This window comes from Gaoshiqia sp. US2 (genome assembly GCF_059705485.1).
Window position 1 is genome coordinate 2,247,580 of the sequence record NZ_AP048550.1, and the last position, 18,113, is coordinate 2,265,692.

General features: G+C 42.6%; 12 protein-coding genes. 9 read left to right on the top strand and 3 right to left on the bottom strand.

Annotated features, from left to right (window positions below):
* The first annotated feature begins 64 nt into the window (after positions 1 to 64).
* The 5 genes from AC6H3C_RS08870 (at position 65) to AC6H3C_RS08890 (ending at position 8,276) form a co-directional block, all read left to right on the top strand.
* Positions 65 to 610, top strand: a complete 546-nt coding sequence (locus AC6H3C_RS08870; protein WP_497520399.1) for an RNA polymerase sigma-70 factor — start codon at positions 65 to 67, stop codon at positions 608 to 610.
* Positions 611 to 685: 75 nt separating this feature from the next.
* Positions 686 to 1,669, top strand: a complete 984-nt coding sequence (locus AC6H3C_RS08875) for a FecR family protein (protein ID WP_497520400.1) — start codon at positions 686 to 688, stop codon at positions 1,667 to 1,669.
* Positions 1,670 to 1,751: 82 nt separating this feature from the next.
* Positions 1,752 to 5,108, top strand: coding sequence for a TonB-dependent receptor (locus AC6H3C_RS08880; RefSeq protein ID WP_497520401.1), 3,357 nt, complete (start codon positions 1,752 to 1,754; stop codon positions 5,106 to 5,108).
* Between the two features lie 19 nt (positions 5,109 to 5,127).
* Positions 5,128 to 6,636, top strand: coding sequence for a RagB/SusD family nutrient uptake outer membrane protein (locus AC6H3C_RS08885; RefSeq protein ID WP_497520402.1), 1,509 nt, complete (start codon positions 5,128 to 5,130; stop codon positions 6,634 to 6,636).
* A gap of 536 nt (positions 6,637 to 7,172) precedes the next feature.
* Complete coding sequence (locus tag AC6H3C_RS08890; RefSeq protein ID WP_497520403.1) at positions 7,173 to 8,276, top strand: glycoside hydrolase family 88/105 protein; 1,104 nt, start codon at positions 7,173 to 7,175, stop codon at positions 8,274 to 8,276.
* Between the two features lie 428 nt (positions 8,277 to 8,704).
* Here the strand turns inward: AC6H3C_RS08890 and AC6H3C_RS08895 are convergent, their stop codons facing one another.
* The 3 genes from AC6H3C_RS08895 to AC6H3C_RS08905 form a co-directional block, all read right to left on the bottom strand.
* Positions 8,705 to 8,926 (bottom strand): hypothetical protein, encoded by a 222-nt coding sequence (locus tag AC6H3C_RS08895; protein WP_497520404.1) that lies wholly within the window; start codon positions 8,924 to 8,926, stop codon positions 8,705 to 8,707.
* Positions 8,927 to 9,062: 136 nt separating this feature from the next.
* On the bottom strand, positions 9,063 to 9,323 hold the full coding sequence (locus AC6H3C_RS08900; protein WP_497520406.1) for a potassium channel family protein: 261 nt from the start codon (positions 9,321 to 9,323) through the stop codon (positions 9,063 to 9,065).
* A gap of 28 nt (positions 9,324 to 9,351) precedes the next feature.
* Positions 9,352 to 10,800, bottom strand: coding sequence for a YecA family protein (locus AC6H3C_RS08905; RefSeq protein WP_497520407.1), 1,449 nt, complete (start codon positions 10,798 to 10,800; stop codon positions 9,352 to 9,354).
* Between the two features lie 232 nt (positions 10,801 to 11,032).
* Between AC6H3C_RS08905 and AC6H3C_RS08910 the strand changes: the two genes are divergently transcribed.
* The 4 genes from AC6H3C_RS08910 to AC6H3C_RS08925 all read left to right on the top strand — a co-directional run bounded on the left by AC6H3C_RS08910 (position 11,033) and on the right by AC6H3C_RS08925 (position 18,030).
* On the top strand, positions 11,033 to 11,635 hold the full coding sequence (locus AC6H3C_RS08910) for an RNA polymerase sigma factor (RefSeq protein ID WP_497520408.1): 603 nt from the start codon (positions 11,033 to 11,035) through the stop codon (positions 11,633 to 11,635).
* Positions 11,636 to 11,682: 47 nt separating this feature from the next.
* Positions 11,683 to 12,708 (top strand): FecR family protein, encoded by a 1,026-nt coding sequence (locus AC6H3C_RS08915; RefSeq protein ID WP_497520409.1) that lies wholly within the window; start codon positions 11,683 to 11,685, stop codon positions 12,706 to 12,708.
* 128 nt (positions 12,709 to 12,836) lie between these two features.
* Positions 12,837 to 16,289 carry a TonB-dependent receptor gene (locus tag AC6H3C_RS08920; protein WP_497520410.1) on the top strand — a complete coding sequence of 1,151 codons (3,453 nt, stop codon included), beginning with the start codon at positions 12,837 to 12,839 and terminating at the stop codon, positions 16,287 to 16,289.
* 19 nt (positions 16,290 to 16,308) lie between these two features.
* Positions 16,309 to 18,030 carry a RagB/SusD family nutrient uptake outer membrane protein gene (locus AC6H3C_RS08925; protein ID WP_497520411.1) on the top strand — a complete coding sequence of 574 codons (1,722 nt, stop codon included), beginning with the start codon at positions 16,309 to 16,311 and terminating at the stop codon, positions 18,028 to 18,030.
* The last annotated feature ends 83 nt before the right edge of the window (positions 18,031 to 18,113 follow it).

Here is an 18,113-nt window from a genome sequence, read left to right on the forward strand (position 1 = left end):
GAGGTTTTTGATTTTTATATTTGAGCAATTATTTCGTTATTTTACGTGCCCGAAATCCTAATCCATGTCAGACTTTGAGCTAATATTCCGAAAGTATCATGCCCCGCTGTTTTTGTATGCCCGGAAATTTGTGCCCGGCGAGGCTGCAGCGCTCGACCTGGTGCAGGATGTTTTTGCGTTGATTTGGGAGAAGAAAAAAACCGGGCTGGACGAAGAACACCTGAAAGCTTATTTGTTCAGCTCGGTGCGAAATGCCTGCTTAAACTATTTAAAGCACCAAAAAGTGGTACAGAAGCATCAGGATAGCTGGTATGCGGAAGTGGCTGAACTGGAAATCATCCATTATCAGAGCGGAGAAAGGTCGCTGATTGAACAGGAGGAAATCGACCGGATTCATCAGGCCATCGATTCCTTAACGGCGATTCACCGCGAAGTGATTGAATTGAGCCGTTTTGAAGGACTGAAAAATAAGGAGATCGCCGAACGCCTGGGTGTTCCGCTGCGTACCGTCGAGACTCGTCTCTTTCGGGCCCTGTCGGAATTAAAGCAAAAACTTTCCGAAAAATTATTCCATATCTTACTGAATTTCTGTCGTCTAAAAAACAAGTAGAAAATTTTCGGTTTTTTATGACGTAGTTTCTTTTGCTGAGTTGTGTTGAAAGTAAATAAGCTAAAAAATCTGCTTATGAGCACAACCGAAGATAAAGAACGATTAATAGCCCGTTACCTGAACGGGGAGCTTTCGGACGGCGATGCTGCCGCATTGCTGGACTGGATTCGGTCGGGAGAAGAGCCTAAAAAACTGTTTTTCGGACTGAAAGATGTTTGGGATGGCAGCATGTCCACCTCTTTCAACGAGTCGGAACAACTGCTCCGTTTTTACAGGAAGCAGGCCGCCACAGCCAAACGCCGAACTTTGCCGGCCTGGGTATCGGGTTGGGCGGTTGCCGCCGTATTGATGTTTGGCCTGCTGATTGGTCACCTGGTTCGTTTCGACAACCCGGTTCCGACCAGCCAGCTTGAGTCATTTCATGTACCGATGGGATCCCGATCTCAAATTGTGTTGGCCGATGGCACACGGGTTAACCTGAACTCGGGCAGCCAGCTGCAACTCAATGCCGGTTTCTCGGCAAAAAACAGGGTGCTTACCTTACAGGGGGAGGCTTATTTTGAAGTTAAATCAGACGAAAAACATCCCTTCACCGTTAAAACCGACAAGTTTGATGTGCTGGTTACCGGTACCCGGTTTAATATCAGCAGCTATGCCGACGACCCAAAAGTCAGCGCCACGCTGGCCGAAGGAAAAATTCAGCTTACCGCCGGAGATCACCAGCCGATCGGATTAAGCCCCGGCGAAAAAGTTAGTTTTGATCAGAAAAGCATGATTCCGGTTTTGGAAAAGGCCGATGTTGAATCGGAACTAGCCTGGGTGCACAACGATTTTATTTTCAAAGAAATTTCTTTTCCCGACCTGATTCGACGGTTGGAGCGTTGGTACGATGTCAAATTGGTGTACCAGGGAGCTGAATTCGATGCGATGACTTATACCGGGCGGTTTAAAAACCAGGAAACCATCTGGCAGGTACTGGATGCCTTAAAGCTAACCACTCCGGTTGATTACAAAAAGATAAATTTCAGGGAGTTTGAACTAAGCCTTAAGCCGATGTAAATAAAAAGGAAAGGCGGTTTGTCGCCACAACATCCCGCCTTTTAAAACAATCACATATTAATTGTCTAAACATTACAAATGTATGAAAAAAAAGCGTAATGAGGAGGATGATGTCCAACGGGCTAATCTTCCCAAAATCATTCGAATTATGAAACTAATCTGTTTGTTTATGTTGGTGGCGCTGGTGCAGGTATCAGCGTCAACCTACTCGCAAAACACGAAACTAAACCTAAGCGGGCAGAACCTGAGCATCGAGCAGGTTCTGGGACGCATTGAAGACCAATCCGAATTTTCTTTCTTTTACAATGCCAAAGAAGTGGATCTGTCAAAAACAGTTACGGTAAACATCAAAGATCAGCAGATTGATCAGGTGTTGAACGACCTGTTGGAGGGCACCGGGTTGACCTACACCATCAACAATAAGTTGATTGTTATTCACAAACAACAAAGCGCCGAATCGGGCAAAATGGCTGCTCAGCAGCGGAATGTTTCCGGTAAAGTGACCGATTCCACAGGAGCTCCGCTTCCGGGTGTCAGCGTGGTGGTAAAAGGTACAACCTCCGGCACCATCACCGATTTCGACGGGAACTACCAGCTCTCCAACCTTCCGGCCGATGCCACCCTGGTGTTTTCGTTCGTGGGGATGAAGAGCCAGGAAATACTTGTTTCCGGAAAATCAGTTATTGATATAAGGATGGTTGAAGAATCGATTGGGATTGACGAGGTGGTGGCTGTGGGGTATGGAACGATGAAAAAATCAGACCTTACAGGTTCTGTAACATCTGTATCTTCAACCAAATTAGCTGCTTATCCTGCATTAGGAGCGACACAGGCACTACAAGGGCGTGCTTCAGGAGTAATGGTTACTTCAAGAAATGGTGAACCGGGAACTCAGCCCCGTATTCGAATCCGCGGAGGTACTTCAATTAATGCCAGCAGCGAACCATTATATGTGGTTGACGGCTTTGCTGGAGGTTCGGTACCTGCACCTGAGGATATTCAGTCGATTGAAATTTTAAAAGATGCCTCGGCTACAGCTATTTACGGATCAAGGGGTGCAAATGGGGTTGTACTGGTAACCACCAAAAGCGGTAAATCAGGTAAAACAAACATTGAACTTAATTCTTCATATTCTGTTCAGCAGATTGGCAAAAAATTGGATATGCTGAATGGGCAGGAATTTGCAGAAATGATGAATGATTTGTACAAAAACGACGGATTAACAGCAATTCCTTTTCCAAATCCGCAACAATATGGTGAAGGGACCGATTGGCAGGACGAAATATTCCGGACAGGTATATTACAGAACTACCAATTATCTGCCAATGGTGGCAAGGAGAATTTCAGATTTTATACTTCTGCTAATTACTTTGGGAACAAGGGGACGGTGATCAATTCAAACTTTAACCGGATTTCAGGATTAACAAACTTAGATGTTGACTTTAACGATCATATTAAGTTCGGAACCAAGATGAATTTTACCCGCACAACGCAGGATGGTGTAAGGACTCAGGAGGCAAGCGGGGGAACGACTGGTACAGGAGTGGTTACTGCAGCATTAAAATTCGAACCGGTCCAAGGTGTTTATGATGAGAACGGAAACTATACTCGTCACAAAATTGGGGATCCGCATGATAATCCGGTGGCTATTGCGAAGGAAAGGGAAAATAACATCGTTATCGATGTTTTTCAGGGAAATTCGTATGCCGAAATTGATTTGATGAAAGATTTGATATTCCGGACCACGGTTGGGGTGCAAATTTTAAATTCAAGAAACGGGCTATATGTGCCAACGATATTGAAAGATGGTGAAAACTTTGGGGGTATTGGTTCAATTTCGTCGAATAAAAACACCATTTTGCTGAATGAAAATTACCTGACTTACAACAAAGCTATCAACGATTTAAATAAGTTAAATTTTATGGCAGGTTATTCCTACCAGTCAAACCGGAGTGAATACTGGAATGCGTCTAACCAAAATTTTATTACCAATTCATTCTCGTTCTGGAACCTGGGCGGTGGTTCCAGATTTCAAAATCCTTCATCAAGTTTAACTCAATGGGTACTTGCTTCTTTCTACGGAAGGTTAAATTACAATTTTGCCAATAAATACCTGCTTACGTTCACCGGACGTTATGATGGTTCATCACGTTTTGGGGTAAACCACAAGTGGGCATTTTTCCCATCTGGAGCATTTGCATGGAATGTGAAAGAAGAGCCATTTATGAAGAAAATATCGGAACTGAGTCATCTAAAATTAAGAGCAAGTTATGGAATGACCGGAAATACCGAGATTGGTTCGTATCGATCACTAGCTTTGTTTACACCCTCCACAACAGTCATTGATGGAACTCCGGTTAACGCTATTATGCCCAGCACTGTTGCAAATAAAAACTTAACTTGGGAAAGTACTTCTCAAACTGACGTTGGATTGGATGTGGGATTATTTAACGAACGTTTGATTTTTACAGCCGATTATTATTACAAAAAAACTGAAGACCTTTTGTATAATGTTCCACTTCCCGAATATTCCGGATACACTACTTCTTTGCAAAATATGGGCAGCGTATTAAATAAAGGCTGGGAATTCTCTGTGTCAACTGTCAATCTGAACAAATCATTGAAATGGAATACCGATTTCAACATCTCATTTAACAGAAACAAAATACTTGCTCTGGCAGGTGGTGATGTCTTGTATTCAACAGTACCAGGACACATGCTTTCTTCCGATTCACAAATACTTAGAGAAGGAGAAGTTATAGGCGCATTCTATGGTTGGATATTTGACGGAGTTTATCAGCAAGGAGATGATTTTAGTGCTGAGCCAAATAAAAAACCGGGAAACATCAAATATCGTGATGTAACAGGACGTGATGAGAGTGGCAAGCTTGACGGCAGACCGGATGGATCAGTTAACATGGACGACCGTGTTATCATTGGAAATCCCCATCCCAATTTCATTTTTGGATTGAACAACGATTTTAGATATAAGAATTTTGATCTAAATATTTTTATACACGGTAGTGTTGGAAACGACATGATGAATTATACCCGCATGGAACTAGATTGGATGGCAGGGAAAAGCAATGCGACCAAGGACGCTCTTGACCGATGGACACCAACAAATACAAACACTGATGTTCCTATGGCTTCAGGAGGAAATAAAGCTGAAGTGTCAACTCGCTGGGTTGAAGATGGTTCTTATGTCAGGTTAAAAAATCTTGCATTAGGTTATAATATAGAGGGAAGTATTTTGAATAGGCTTAACATTTCAAAACTTCGGGTCTATGTAAGTGCCCAGAATATGATTACGATCACCAAATACACTGGGTACGATCCTGAAGTTAGTTTCAGGGATTCGAATACCAATGTTGGCCTTGATTATGGGAGCTATCCCAATGTGAAGTCTTTAACATTCGGTGTTAATATCGGTTTGTAAATCGTAAAAAGCTAAAAATATGAAAATGTTTAAGAAAATTATTATAACGAGTTTATTCCTCTCAATTATGTTTGCATGTACTGATCTTGATGAGGAACCAATAGGATTGTTAGCTCCCCAATCATTTTTTAAGACGCAGGCTGATGCTGAAGCTGCTGTCATGGGAGGATATTCCTGGATTGCAAGTGAGTTTCTTTATGGACGGAGGCTTCTGATTGTCCTCCAGTTAGCTGGTGATATGTGCGACATAGGCGACATAGGAACTCCGGCTCAACGTGTTCAGATAAATAATTTCACAGCAGACTCAAATAATGGAGCGGTTACTGACATGTGGCCAGCTTTTTATCAGGTTATCGGGGCCGCAAATTCTGCAATTAGTGGAATACCTGGGGTTGAGATGAATGAAGATTATAAAAACCAGTTAATTGCAGAGGCTAAAATGATCAGGGCACTTTGCTATTATCACATGGTTCAGCTATGGGGTGATATTCCATATATGGGCGAATTTGTTTCGAATCCTGCTTCAATAAAGGATATATCAAAAACACCTGCATCAGAAATTTACAAACATATTATCGCTGATTGTGAGGAAGGCATTAAATATTTGCCTGACACCTATATAAAAGGTATTAGGAGCAGACCAACCAAAGGGGCTGCCAAAACCATGCTGGCTTCAGTGTACCTGACCACGAAAGACTACGCCAAAGCTGCACAATATGCCGAAGAAGTGATTAATAATGCTTCTGTTTACGGGTATGAGCTACTTGCAGATTATCAGGATTTATGGAAAGCCGTAAATGGCGACCACAGTGAACAAATATGGGCTGTCGATTTTAAAGGAAGTTTCCAGGGAGCGACTTACCCTCAGCAGGTCGATTTCATGGCTCCTATTACTGGTATTAGAGATGCGGATATGCAGGGATGGAGCGTAGTTGTAGCTTCTCCGGGAGCATATGCAAGTTTCGATGACCAGGACTATCGGAAAAAAGTTAGTTTCGTAACCGAAACACCGGTAAAAGGAGTAATGACTCCTTATACAGAATGGAGATGGCCGCGTATTCATATTGCTAAATGGTGTTTATATCCGGGTGCTTCGGCTGCCGATGGAACATTATCCGATCATAATTACAATATTTTCCGTTATGCTGAAGTATTGTTGATCGCTGCGGAAGCAATTAATGAGGCCAGTGGAGGCCCAAATGCTAAGGCATACGAATACATTAATAAAGTACGGGCACGCGCAAGAAATTATGACGGCGAACAGACCGAATTTCCGGCTAATCTGATTCCGGGAATGTCTCAAGCTGATTTTAGGGCTGCGGTTCGTGAAGAACGTCGTGTAGAACTTGCGTTTGAATGGAAACGGTGGTATGACATTAAACGCTGGGACATTGGACCAGAAGTTTTCACAGGAACAAACTCGTATGAACCACACACCAATTTTCAGAAATTCCATTACTTACTGCCTTTGCCACAGGACGAACTTGATCGCAATCCTAATTTGCTTCCGCAAAATGAGGGATATTAACTATCTAATTTTGAGGTTTAAATCTAAGGCCAGATTAGTTGAAATTTTGTTTGGTAGTTTTGTGAAGGCAGATATTAAATGAATTAATTAAGAAAACCCGGAGAGAATAAGTTTCTCGGGGTTTCTTAAAATTTTTAATATTAAGAGACTGTTTCAATTTTATTTATTTGTTCCATTAGGAACAAAATATGGGTAGAAATTGAATAATCTTTGATGATGAGGATGTATCAAAAGTCCTTAATCTTTGGGAATCTGGTCACCCCGAATTTATTTCGGGGTCTGTCATTCAACGGGTTGAGATCCTGATCCGGCAACTGCCGGACAGGATGACTCTATTCAAGGCTTTTGATACAGCCTTAACAGAGTGAATAACAATTTTTCTACCTATATATCTTTCCCCCGGGAATTTTTAAACAGTCTAAACTATTCATGAAAAATTACAAAAAATGAACACAAATATTTGAAAGTTAAGAATGAAAACGTATTTAAATATTTTATCTAAAATTTTTAATCCAATGAGTTTTAATCCAATGAGAATGACGAAATTAGCGTTCCTGTTCCTGCTTTTTATCAGTGTTTCGGTGATGGCTGGAGACAATAGCACCGACAAGCTTTTTAAAGATACTTACATAAAAAAGACCATGAAAAAAGCGCTCAACTGGCAGCTCGGGCACCCACTACATCAACTTTACGACTGGACCAACGGTGCATTTTATGCTGGAGTATTTGCTGCATACGAAACGACAGAATCGAAGAAAATCTGGAAAGAACTGGTTAGAATAGGTGAGCAGAACGAATGGAAGCCGGGACCGCGATTACAGCATGCCGACGATCATGCTATTTGCCAGATTTACATAGATATGTACCGGGTTTCAGGCGATAATAAAATGATTGGGCCGTTTACAGAAATCATGGATAATTTTATGCAGACTATCTATGAAGGTGAAGGAATGGAACGGATAACCTGGTGGTGGTGCGATGCCTTGTTTATGGCTCCGCCGGCATTTGCAAAATTGGGTGTTACGCTAAACGACGATAAATACCTGAAACTGACTGATAAACTTTGGAAGGAGACTTATGACCTTCTGTGGGATAAAGAAAATCACCTGTATGCCCGAGATGTTTCATACAAATGGGATGAGCCGGGTGTAGAACCAAAAAAAGAAGCTAATGGTAAAAAAATATTCTGGTCGCGCGGAAATGGCTGGGTGATGGGAGGATTGGTAAGGACCCTTTCTGAACTACCGGTCGACTACCCAAATCGCGATTTCTACATTCAAAATTATAAAGAAATGGCTGCCATGATTGTATCTCTACAGCAGGAAGACGGTTTGTGGCGCTCGAGTCTGCTCGATCCGGAGTCATATCCGGGTGGTGAGGCCAGCGGATCGGGTTTTTACACTTATGCGTTAGCTTGGGGAATCAATAATGATATTCTTGATCGGGAGACTTATTTGCCAGCGGTTATTAACGCATGGATAGGACTGAATGGATTGATACAACCGGATGCCCGCGTTGGCTGGTGCCAGCCGATTGGCGCCGACCCGCGTAAAAACTTTAGTGCCGATAGCTGGGAAGTGTATGGTACAGGAGCGTTTTTGCTGGCCGGAAGTGAGGTCGTGAAACTAGATATTAAATAAAGTTCTGTCAGAGTGAAATATTGAAATTTTTTTATGCTTTATTTTAGGTTACCAGCATCACGGATAATTTATTGAATATACGAGAGTAGGCCAGAGTTTTACAATAAATTCTGTCTGAATCCCCCGATAACGCGCGATTTGATGGAAGATTGCGCTGTAATGGGTTTTTTCAAATACTCATGTACTTGCCCGTAAGATACTAGTATAATCAGATCGAGACGGGAATGAACAGGTTATTTATCCTATCAGGCATGTGTTTGTTATCTTGTAAAGAGAAGTCACAAAACTTATAAGGAGAAGTTCGCAAACTTATACTGAGAAGTGATGAGCACAGATACGGAGAAGTTCTGAAACAGATCAAGAGAAGTTTGCCGACTTATACGGAGAAGTTTGTATGTGCCTGCTCAACCGGGTCGGATTGGCCTGAATCAGAAGTATAAAAACCCCGGGACCAACCGATGGTTCCGGGGTTGTAAAAACCGTTCAAGCAGGCTCGCTTCGCCTCTGCTTAAGGCCGTGTTTTTGGCCAAAGCTTCGGCGATTTCTTTCACACTTTTTTGTCCTATCCGCTTGGGGGAGATGTACCATTTTCGGGCCCCTTCAGTATCCCACGGATTGATTCGCTGAACTTTTTTATGTAAAATTGACATGATATTCTTTCGAATGGCAGACGTCAAATTTTTGAATTGTGGCCTGAATTGAATGGTAGATTTTATTTTCCAGGCTCATCGACCCTTTTCCCGCAATGGGAGCAGATTTGCCCGGATTTTTTGCGCTCAATCTTGTTCATAAAGCCGGCGCATCAATCCGGTTGGTAAAGCAACCAGGCCTGCCCATAATAGCGATCAACCCGCTCAGCAGCTTACCCAAGGCCGTAACCGGGTAAACATCTCCATATCCCACGGTGGTTAATGTGGCTATTGCCCACCAGAAAGCGGCGAGTATATTCGGGAAAGCATCCGGTTGTTTTTCTCCTTCCAGGTAATACATGATAAAAGAAGCAACCAGTAGGGTAATATCCCATAACCGGGATGCCCCATGTGGCATTACCTTAAAAATGGTTAGCGCCGGAATTTTACTCTTGTCCGCAACATTTTTTGTACTTCTTCCCGCTTCCGCAAGGGCAAGGATCGTTTCTGCCAATTTTTGCTTCTGTTCTTACCGAAACAACGCTTCCCCTGTTTTCCTTTTTCGCTTTGGAATTTTCGTTTAACGCAAGCGTTTGTTCAGGATCGAGCAATTTTTTGAATAAGGATGTGTCGAAACGATGATCGACAGGTTTGCCACCTTCGATAATAAATTCTGAAAGTTCCCCGATATGTTCCAATTCATCAGCTATTTCCACCTTTAGTTTTGCAAATTCAAAGTCAGTAAATGATACACTTTTCTGAAATATTTTTCCCTCTTCTTCAAATTCGGTACTTGAAATACCATCGGGTTTTCCCCAACGATGTACAAAATCGGAATTCCATAGCTCTTTTGTAAATTGTCCGATCACTTTGCCTTTTAATACCCGCGATGCCCTTAAGAAGTTATCGTAAGTTTTCTGGCTAATCAACCCAATCGATAATAAAAAGTCATAAATGTAAACACTCCCCCAGAGTATCGCGATCATTTCAGATCGATTATCAACGAACATGCTACCAGATAAAACGGCCAGGTACTTCTCGTATTCTCCGGGATTGACTGAAAAGTACTGATCCGGATCCCGTCTTTTTTTACCACTGTTTTCTTCCCAAAATGCCAACAATTTATCCCATAAGCTGCCACTGAACATAAACGTAAAATTGTGGCTGTACATGTATCTCAAAAAATACCCTTGTAGTGTTAACACGAACAATTTCCTTTTTTTCTCGGCGAATGCTTTTATTAAATCTTCGTTTTGCAAAATTGATCCGAAAAGGCCTTCTTCAATGAATAAAAACGCGTTTTCATCAAAATTAAAACCATACTGGTCGAGGATTACATTTAAGGCGTCTTTATCAAATACGTTTTCTTTTTTATATTTCTGATAAAATTGTTCCAGGGTGATGTATAACTTGCTCGTGGCTAAATCATACGCCGCACTGCCAATTAGCTTATCTGAATTTTCAACCTCATTGTAGTTTGCCGTGATCGCCCTATCCAGAATATTGGCGCGTTGGTAGAAAAGAAGTTTTTTAAAACAAGTCAGGTAGGCGTCAAAATCGTGCACCGGTTTTTTTATAAAATTGGAAAAGGCATTTTCAGCTTTTTCTGTTTCACCGTGAAAAAGATAATAGTCAACCAGGAATTCATCAAAATATTGAAAATATTCTTGATATAACTGACTTTGTTTGTCTTGGATTAACTTTGTGAATTTCAGTACCTTATCAAATTGTTTGGCCGTTTCGTGATGCCCCTTCATCTCTAAAATGACTTCCCCTACATCATAATTTTCCAGAAATTCCTCCGGTAATTTTTGGGAAAAGAAGTCACAGGTGATATCATAAATTTCAAAAATATCCTCATGGGTATATTTGTTCCAAAATTCTTCTGTTGTCATTCTATGTCTGTTTTCAGCAAAATTAAGTGTAATTATTTTGGAATTAGATGATGTTTCAATGAAGTTCTTCACAAGAAATGAACAACCCGCGATGAGACATATTCGTTCTAAAAACGATTTTCAGGGGATTGTTATTCTTCAGAACTGATTTTGGAATTGAAGTGATTATATTTGTTACGCGGTTGGTTATAAAACCGGCATATTAACTGTGCCTCCTCAAGCGGATTGTTTTTTGGAAGAAGATTTACACATATCAGATCGGCAACTTGTTTCATCGGTAAAACGAGGTGATCATGCTGCATTCAATCAGTTATTCCATAAATACGGGCCCTCGTTGTTTTCGTTTGTCGCGGGCATACTCAAAGACGACTATGTCGCGGAAGAAGCGGTACAGGACGTTTTTTTAAAACTGTGGGAAAAACGAAGCGAGTTGGATGTTCGTCTTTCGCTTAAAGCCTATCTGTTTACCATTGCCGTGAATATATCCCGCAAATATTACCGCAAAAAACTACTGGAAGAAAAGTACAAACAGGAACTGGCTTTGGAATTAAATTTTAACAGCAGTTCGGATCTGAGCGTGGCGGATTTCAAGAATATGCTCGAGCACATCGACCGGATTATTGAGTTGCTTCCGCCAGCCCGGCGCGAGATTTTTATTTTAAGCAAAAAACAGGGCTTAAAAAACCCGGAAATTGCCAAAATGTTAAACCTGTCGGAGCAAACCGTAAAAAACCAGTTGGTAGCTGCCCAAAAATTCCTACGGACCGAGGCATCAAAATATGATATAAGCCCCGGTGGTTTATACCTGTTGATCATTTTTTTTACCCGGACATAGTACGTTTTCTTTTCTTGTGGATATAACAGGAAAGCAAGACGAAGAAAATGAGATTTGATTCAAGCATACTCAAGAAATACCTGAACGGAAAATTTTCATTGGATGATAAACGAATTGTGGATGAATATTTCGCCGATGACCGATATGCCCGCTTGTTGGACGCCGGGTTGAACGAATACTGGCAATCCTGTTCCGAAAGTCCTTCCGGTAAGGAATTTGATACCCTGCTCGATAAAATCAATCACCGGATACTTCTTCAGTCTGCGCCAAAAACCAGTAAGCTTAGCCTGCTCTGGCAATTTTATGCGCGGGTGGCAGCTATCCTGCTTTTGCCGGTTCTTATCCTGTCGGTTTATTTTATGCTTCAGAATGAGGATGTTGTTTCTGATGCGGTTTCTTTTGTCGAAGTTCACTCGCCCTATGGTTCCCGGACCAGGTTTTCGTTACCCGACGGTTCAACCGGATGGTTAAACGGAGGCTCATTGATCCGGTACCCGGTTCAGTTTGGGGCCGAGCGAAAAGTAGTTATCGATGGTGAAGCTTTCTTCGAGGTAGCCAAAAATCCCCAATCTCCCTTTATTGTTGATGCCAATTCCATCCGGATCAAAGTGCTGGGAACATCGTTTAATATTGTTTCATACAAAGCAGATTCAATTTCGGAAGTTGTGGTGGCTTCGGGCAAAGTTGAAGTTACGGGAGAAGAACAAGGGTTTAAACAGTTGTTGCTCCCTTCTGAAAGACTGGTGAGCAACCGGGTAAATCAACAGCTAAGCAAATCGAGTGTCCATGTTGAGAACTATATTTCCTGGAAATCAGGCCAGTTAATATTTATGAACGATAAGCTCGACGAGGTTGTCCGGAAACTGTCACGGTATTATCATGTTGATATCGAAGTTCAGGAAGATGTGAGCAAAACACAGCAGTTCAGGGCAATCATGCAACACGAGAGCATCGATGAAATACTCCGGTACATGAAACTGACGATGGATATTGATTACATCATCCGCGAACGGACTGCCGGCGAGGACGATCTGGTTTCGAAAAGAAAGATTGTCATTACAAAAAAATCATAAAAACTGAAAATGCCTATGATATAATATCCTGAAATGATAAAGTCAAAAAAAGGAAGTGCGGCAAACACTTCCTTCCAATTGATTAGCGAGTTTCCACATTATTTTAACTCTACTAAAAATTCAAATTTATGAAAAAAAAACGAATTGGCCGGGCAGGTGAAAACTGGCCGCTAAAAAAAATTTTACGTACAATGAAACTGTCAGTTTTTTTGTTTCTATTAAGTGTTGTGCAAGTCATGGCAACCAGTACATACGCACAAACTACCAAACTTTCAATTGATCTGGATAATACGAGCATTGAGCGGGTACTCCTCGAGATTGAAAATCAATCGTCGTACAAATTCATTTATAATAAAGAAAAAGTAGATGTTGAGTCGCGGGTAAGTATACAACTCAAAGACAAGACGATTTCGGAAGTCCTTGATCGGTTGTTTGCAGGAGCAGACATTGGCTATTTGATCATGGGTAACCAGGTTGTTTTGACCAAAAACCAGGTACAAAGTACGCAACCGCAAGGCCTGTCTGGGAAAGTGACGAACGCTGCCGGAGAACCGGTTCCCGGGGCTACTGTTGTCGTGAAAGGTTCGACCATTGGTACCATTACCGATTTTGACGGAAATTATACCTTAGCCAATGTGCCTTCAAATGCCACCCTGGTTTTCTCATTCGTGGGGATGAAAACCCAGGAGATCCAATCGAATAACCGGCAAAGCATTCATGTGGTGTTGATTGAAGACGCGATTGGCATTGAAGAGGTGGTGGCGATTGGTTACGGAACCATGAAAAAAAGCGACTTAACCGGCTCAATCGGAAGTGTAAAATCTGAAAACATTGTTTCCAGGGGATCTACCTCGGTGATGGAAGGATTACAGGGCCAGGTGGCCGGTGTTAACATCCAGCAGGTTTCCAGTCGTTCGGGCGACGGATTCAGCATCCAGATTCGCGGGAAAAGCTCCATGCAGGGAGGCGAGCCTTTATATGTTATCGACGGAGTGGTATGTGACAACATGAACTTTCTGAACCCGATGGATATTGAGAAAATCGACGTTTTGAAAGATGCTTCGTCAACGGCGATTTATGGTTCGCGCGCCACAAACGGTGTGTTGATGATTACGACAAAAAAAGGAACCGATCTGTCAGATAAAACGAAAACAATTGTGAGCTACGATGCATACTTTGGCGTGAAAAAAACAGCTTACATGCCCGATTTTATGGATGGCGATGAGTTTCTGAAATATCGTTTTTCACGCTACGTGAGTTCCTCGATGAATGCTACCACCGGCGCCACCAGTTGGAACATGACCGAAGCCAATTTCCGGAATTTCTGGGGTGGCGACAGCCCGGTAATCAAACAATTTTATGCCGACAAGAACTACACCGACTGGACCGATATTGTTCTTAGAGACGGACAACAACAAAACCACTTTGTTAATATTTCAGGAAACGGCAAGGATATTAGTTACCGTGTCGGGGTCGGCTACCAGTCCGAAAAGGGAATGATTTATGATAATTATGAGCGCTGGAATATGAAAGCCAGTTTCGATTCCCGGATTTCGGATCAATTAACAGTCGGTTTTAATACCAATTTAGCTACTTCACTTCAAAACAAAGGCAGCCAACGATCGGTGCAAACCGGATTCAATATGACGCCTGTGATGCCGGCCTATTATTGGGAAGGTGAACATGCCGGCGAATTAATCCTTCAACCCGGAAAAGATGAAGCAGTATATCCCGCCGGAGGGGGCCCGACTTCTACGCTGAATCCGGTTGTCGACCGCATGAATTCAACCGACGATGTCCGTGCCTATTACGTGATGGCGAATACCTATTTGCAATTTACACCGGTAAAAGATGTTGTTTTAAAGACCACTTTCTCCCCGATGTACACGAAGGAGCATAACGGTGTTTTTTATGGCGTTGATACCGAAAACAGGCGTGGTAAAACGAATTATGCCGAAGACAACAGCGACGAAGTATTTTCGTACACCTGGGACACCCAGGCAAACTACCTGAGAAAAATCGGAGATCATAATTTTAATCTGTTAGGCCTGGTGAGTGTTTACAGTCAAACAATGGAAGGCAACAACATGACCGTTGTTGACATGCCCTTTGATGTAAAATGGTATAACCTCTCGTCCGGAACGGTTCAAAACCAAGGCAGTTACTTCGAAAAAATTACGATGCTTTCGTATGTCGCTCGTTTGAATTATGATTACAAGGGAAGGTATCTGGCCACGATCTCCAGCCGCTGGGATGGCAGTTCAAAATTCAAGAAAGAGAACCAGTGGGGGATGTTCCCGTCGGCGGCTTTGGCCTGGCGTATGTCCGAAGAGAATTTTATGGATGCAGCCCACTGGTTGACAAACCTGAAACTTCGCGTCAGTTATGGTATTACCGGAAACAACGCGCATGTAGGTCCGTATGACACCCGCGCTTTGGCCGATACCAAATATTATTACAATTTCGGCAACACCATTGCCAACGGTTACGGCTATAGCCTGACAAACTCTGAACTTACCTGGGAAAAAACAAACGAAATTAACTTCGGTATCGATTTCGGACTTTGGGATAACCGGGTGTTCGGCTCTGTCGATGCTTATCACAAAATATCGGAAGATTTGTTGATGGAGATGGATACGCCCTTTGAACTGGGCTCGTCAACCGGTTCCATTTGGAGCAATGTAGGGAAAGTAAAAAATCAAGGGGTTGAAGTCCAGCTAACGACAGTTAATATCCGAAAAAAAGATTTTACATGGACAACATCCTTCACTTATGCCCGGAACAAGAACGAGATTCTTGAATTAAACGGAGGCAAGGAAGATCTGACCGGAAACTGGTGGTTCATCGGTCAGCCGATTGATGTGGTTTACGGCTACGTGTTAGACGGGGTTTGTACCGCTGAAGAAGCAGCTGCATTTGCTGCCGATCCAACAAAAAAGACGAAGTTTTATGAAGGAGAAATGAAAATTAAAGATGTGGACGGATCAGGAACGATTGACCCGAGTGACAAAACCATTCAAGGTCATGTAAATCCGACCTGGACCGGTAGTTTGATGTCTAATCTCAATTATAAAAACTTCGATTTTTCTTTTAGCATATATACTTCGCAGGGAAGTAAAGTGTACAGCCCGTTTATGGGGAATTTTGCCAGCTACAGCAGTCGTGGGACACAGCATATTCAAATGGATTATTATATTCCCGACGGGGCGCCTGTTTTAGGAGAAAATGGTACGATTAGTTCTCAAAATGGCACTCATTACGGTTCCTATCCTTTCCCAACAGGGGGGGCGAATAATGCAGGGGCCGGATCTTTCTGGATTAACAGCAAAGATGGCAGCCAGTATTTTGTCGACAATTCGTTTGTCAAAGTAAAAAACATCACGTTGGGGTATACCCTTCCAAAGAACCTGGTTTCCAAAGCAAAAATTTCGGCTTTCCGGGTTTATCTCAATGTGCTGAATCCATTCACTTTTACCGATTACAAAGGTTTTGACCCGGAGTGGGCCGACGCTGAAATTAGTGATGGTTCGGGCGGTGTTAGCTCCAGGACCTATCAAATTGGTGTAAATGTTAAATTCTAACTCAAAAGACGATTAAGTTATGAAACAAAAATATTTGATCATGGCATTTGCCATACTCCTGTTCACCGGTTGTTCCGATTTTCTTGAGCCTGATATTCGTTCCAGTGAATCAACGACGGGCTTTTACGCTACATCTACTGGTTTTGAGAGTTTAACCAATGCTGCCTATTCTTCTCTGAGAGATTTATACAACATACAGCCACTCCTGTTTTCTGCTGGGACCGACATTTATGGTGACGGAAAATCTCAGGGGGTGATCATGAACCATTATCGGGCTTTAACAGCCACCGAAGGTATTGTGCAGACTTTTTATCAGAATTGTTACAAGGGTATCCAGCTGGCTAACAGTGTAATTCATTACGGAGAAACGACAGAGGAATCGTCCGTGCGAAAACAATACATTGACGAAGCCCGGTTTATCCGCGCCTGGTACTACTTTCAGTTAGTACAGCAATTTGGTGAAGTAGCGCTGAATACGAAAATGTTCGACTATGCCGAAATGAGCCATGAGCGTACGGATTTGGGAACGATCTATTCGTTTATTATTGATGAGTTTACTTATCTCATTTCCGGGAATTCTTCATTGCTCGAACGAAGCGCTTCGGGTGTAGGACGTGCCAACAAACGGGCAGCTGCTTTCTTTCTGGCAAAAGCATACCTTACGCGGGCCTGGTTGAATGGCCAGGGGTATGAATCACTGGAAGAGAATATTGCTCAGTCGTCTGATTTTTCGAATGCTGCCACTTATGCCATGCAGGCGATTAACGGCGAAGCTCCTTCTTTATCCATTGAAAGTGTTTTTGATTTTAAGAATGAGAGTAACTCCGAGATATTCTGGTCGGTTCAATTTGATTATTCAGCAGTAGAAGACCCTTCCGGCGACGGCAGTTATCAGCAAGCTCAATTTGGCGCCTATCTGGGAGGTTCTGAAAATGCCCGGAATAAGGCAATCGATGGTAATCTGTCTCCTTTCCTGCGTTTACACCAACTCTATCACAAAGGAGACGGGCGCTACGAACAAACGTTTATGCAGGAATTTCATACCTGGTATTTCGATTATTATACGGCCCGAAACACTTCGCCAATAAAAATTTACTATGCTCCTGCATGGGCAACCGATGACGATATCGCAGCCTGGAAGGCAAACGACCCGTATGGGCTTAAAGTAAACACTTTGATTTCGAAGACAATTGCTCAGGGAGGTATTGCTCCTTCAAACGGCGCTGCCGAAAGCTATTTCAACCGTCGGAATATGGACTTCGGCGTACCTTGTATCAAAAAATTTGACGATTATTCCGAGACTTCGCTCAGCAACAGAAGTACAACATGCAGTATGCACGATGTGGTTGTTGCCCGTTTGGGTGAAGCATACCTGATTGCCGCAGAGGCGTATCTGAAAATGGATAAACCTGAACAGGCAGCTCCGCTGGTCAATACCTTACGTTCGCGTCCGGGAACAATTAAAGCAGGTTTTGAAAACAGCTTGACTGTCGCTGCCGGTGATATGACTCTCGATTTCATCCTCGATGAGAGGGCCCGTGAAATGGCGGGAGAGTATGTGCGCTGGACTGATTTGAAACGCACCCATAAATTGATTGAATATGTTGTAGCCTATAACGAGGACGGAATCAGCGAGTCAAACATGAAAGGTGATGACGGGAATTACAAGTTCCTTCGTCCGATTCCGCAAATGGCTATCGACCGGAATCAGGCTGATATAGCGCAAAATCCGGGATATTGATCATTTTCTTGAAGCCCGCAAATACCGGGAAACATCCGCAGATTGACCTTATTCGGACGAAGGGGCGTCCTTCCGAATTCTTC

Bases quoted from the DNA above. Each gene is read 5' to 3' on its own strand.
- AC6H3C_RS08870 (WP_497520399.1), top strand. From the start codon at position 65: ATGTCAGACTTTGAGCTAATATTCCGAAAGTATCATGCCCCGCTGTTT.
- AC6H3C_RS08875 (WP_497520400.1), top strand. From the start codon at position 686: ATGAGCACAACCGAAGATAAAGAACGATTAATAGCCCGTTACCTGAAC.
- AC6H3C_RS08880 (WP_497520401.1), top strand. From the start codon at position 1,752: ATGAAAAAAAAGCGTAATGAGGAGGATGATGTCCAACGGGCTAATCTT.
- AC6H3C_RS08885 (WP_497520402.1), top strand. From the start codon at position 5,128: ATGAAAATGTTTAAGAAAATTATTATAACGAGTTTATTCCTCTCAATT.
- AC6H3C_RS08890 (WP_497520403.1), top strand. From the start codon at position 7,173: ATGACGAAATTAGCGTTCCTGTTCCTGCTTTTTATCAGTGTTTCGGTG.
- AC6H3C_RS08895 (WP_497520404.1), bottom strand. From the start codon at position 8,926: ATGTCAATTTTACATAAAAAAGTTCAGCGAATCAATCCGTGGGATACT.
- AC6H3C_RS08900 (WP_497520406.1), bottom strand. From the start codon at position 9,323: ATGCCACATGGGGCATCCCGGTTATGGGATATTACCCTACTGGTTGCT.
- AC6H3C_RS08905 (WP_497520407.1), bottom strand. From the start codon at position 10,800: ATGACAACAGAAGAATTTTGGAACAAATATACCCATGAGGATATTTTT.
- AC6H3C_RS08915 (WP_497520409.1), top strand. From the start codon at position 11,683: ATGAGATTTGATTCAAGCATACTCAAGAAATACCTGAACGGAAAATTT.
- AC6H3C_RS08920 (WP_497520410.1), top strand. From the start codon at position 12,837: ATGAAAAAAAAACGAATTGGCCGGGCAGGTGAAAACTGGCCGCTAAAA.
- AC6H3C_RS08925 (WP_497520411.1), top strand. From the start codon at position 16,309: ATGAAACAAAAATATTTGATCATGGCATTTGCCATACTCCTGTTCACC.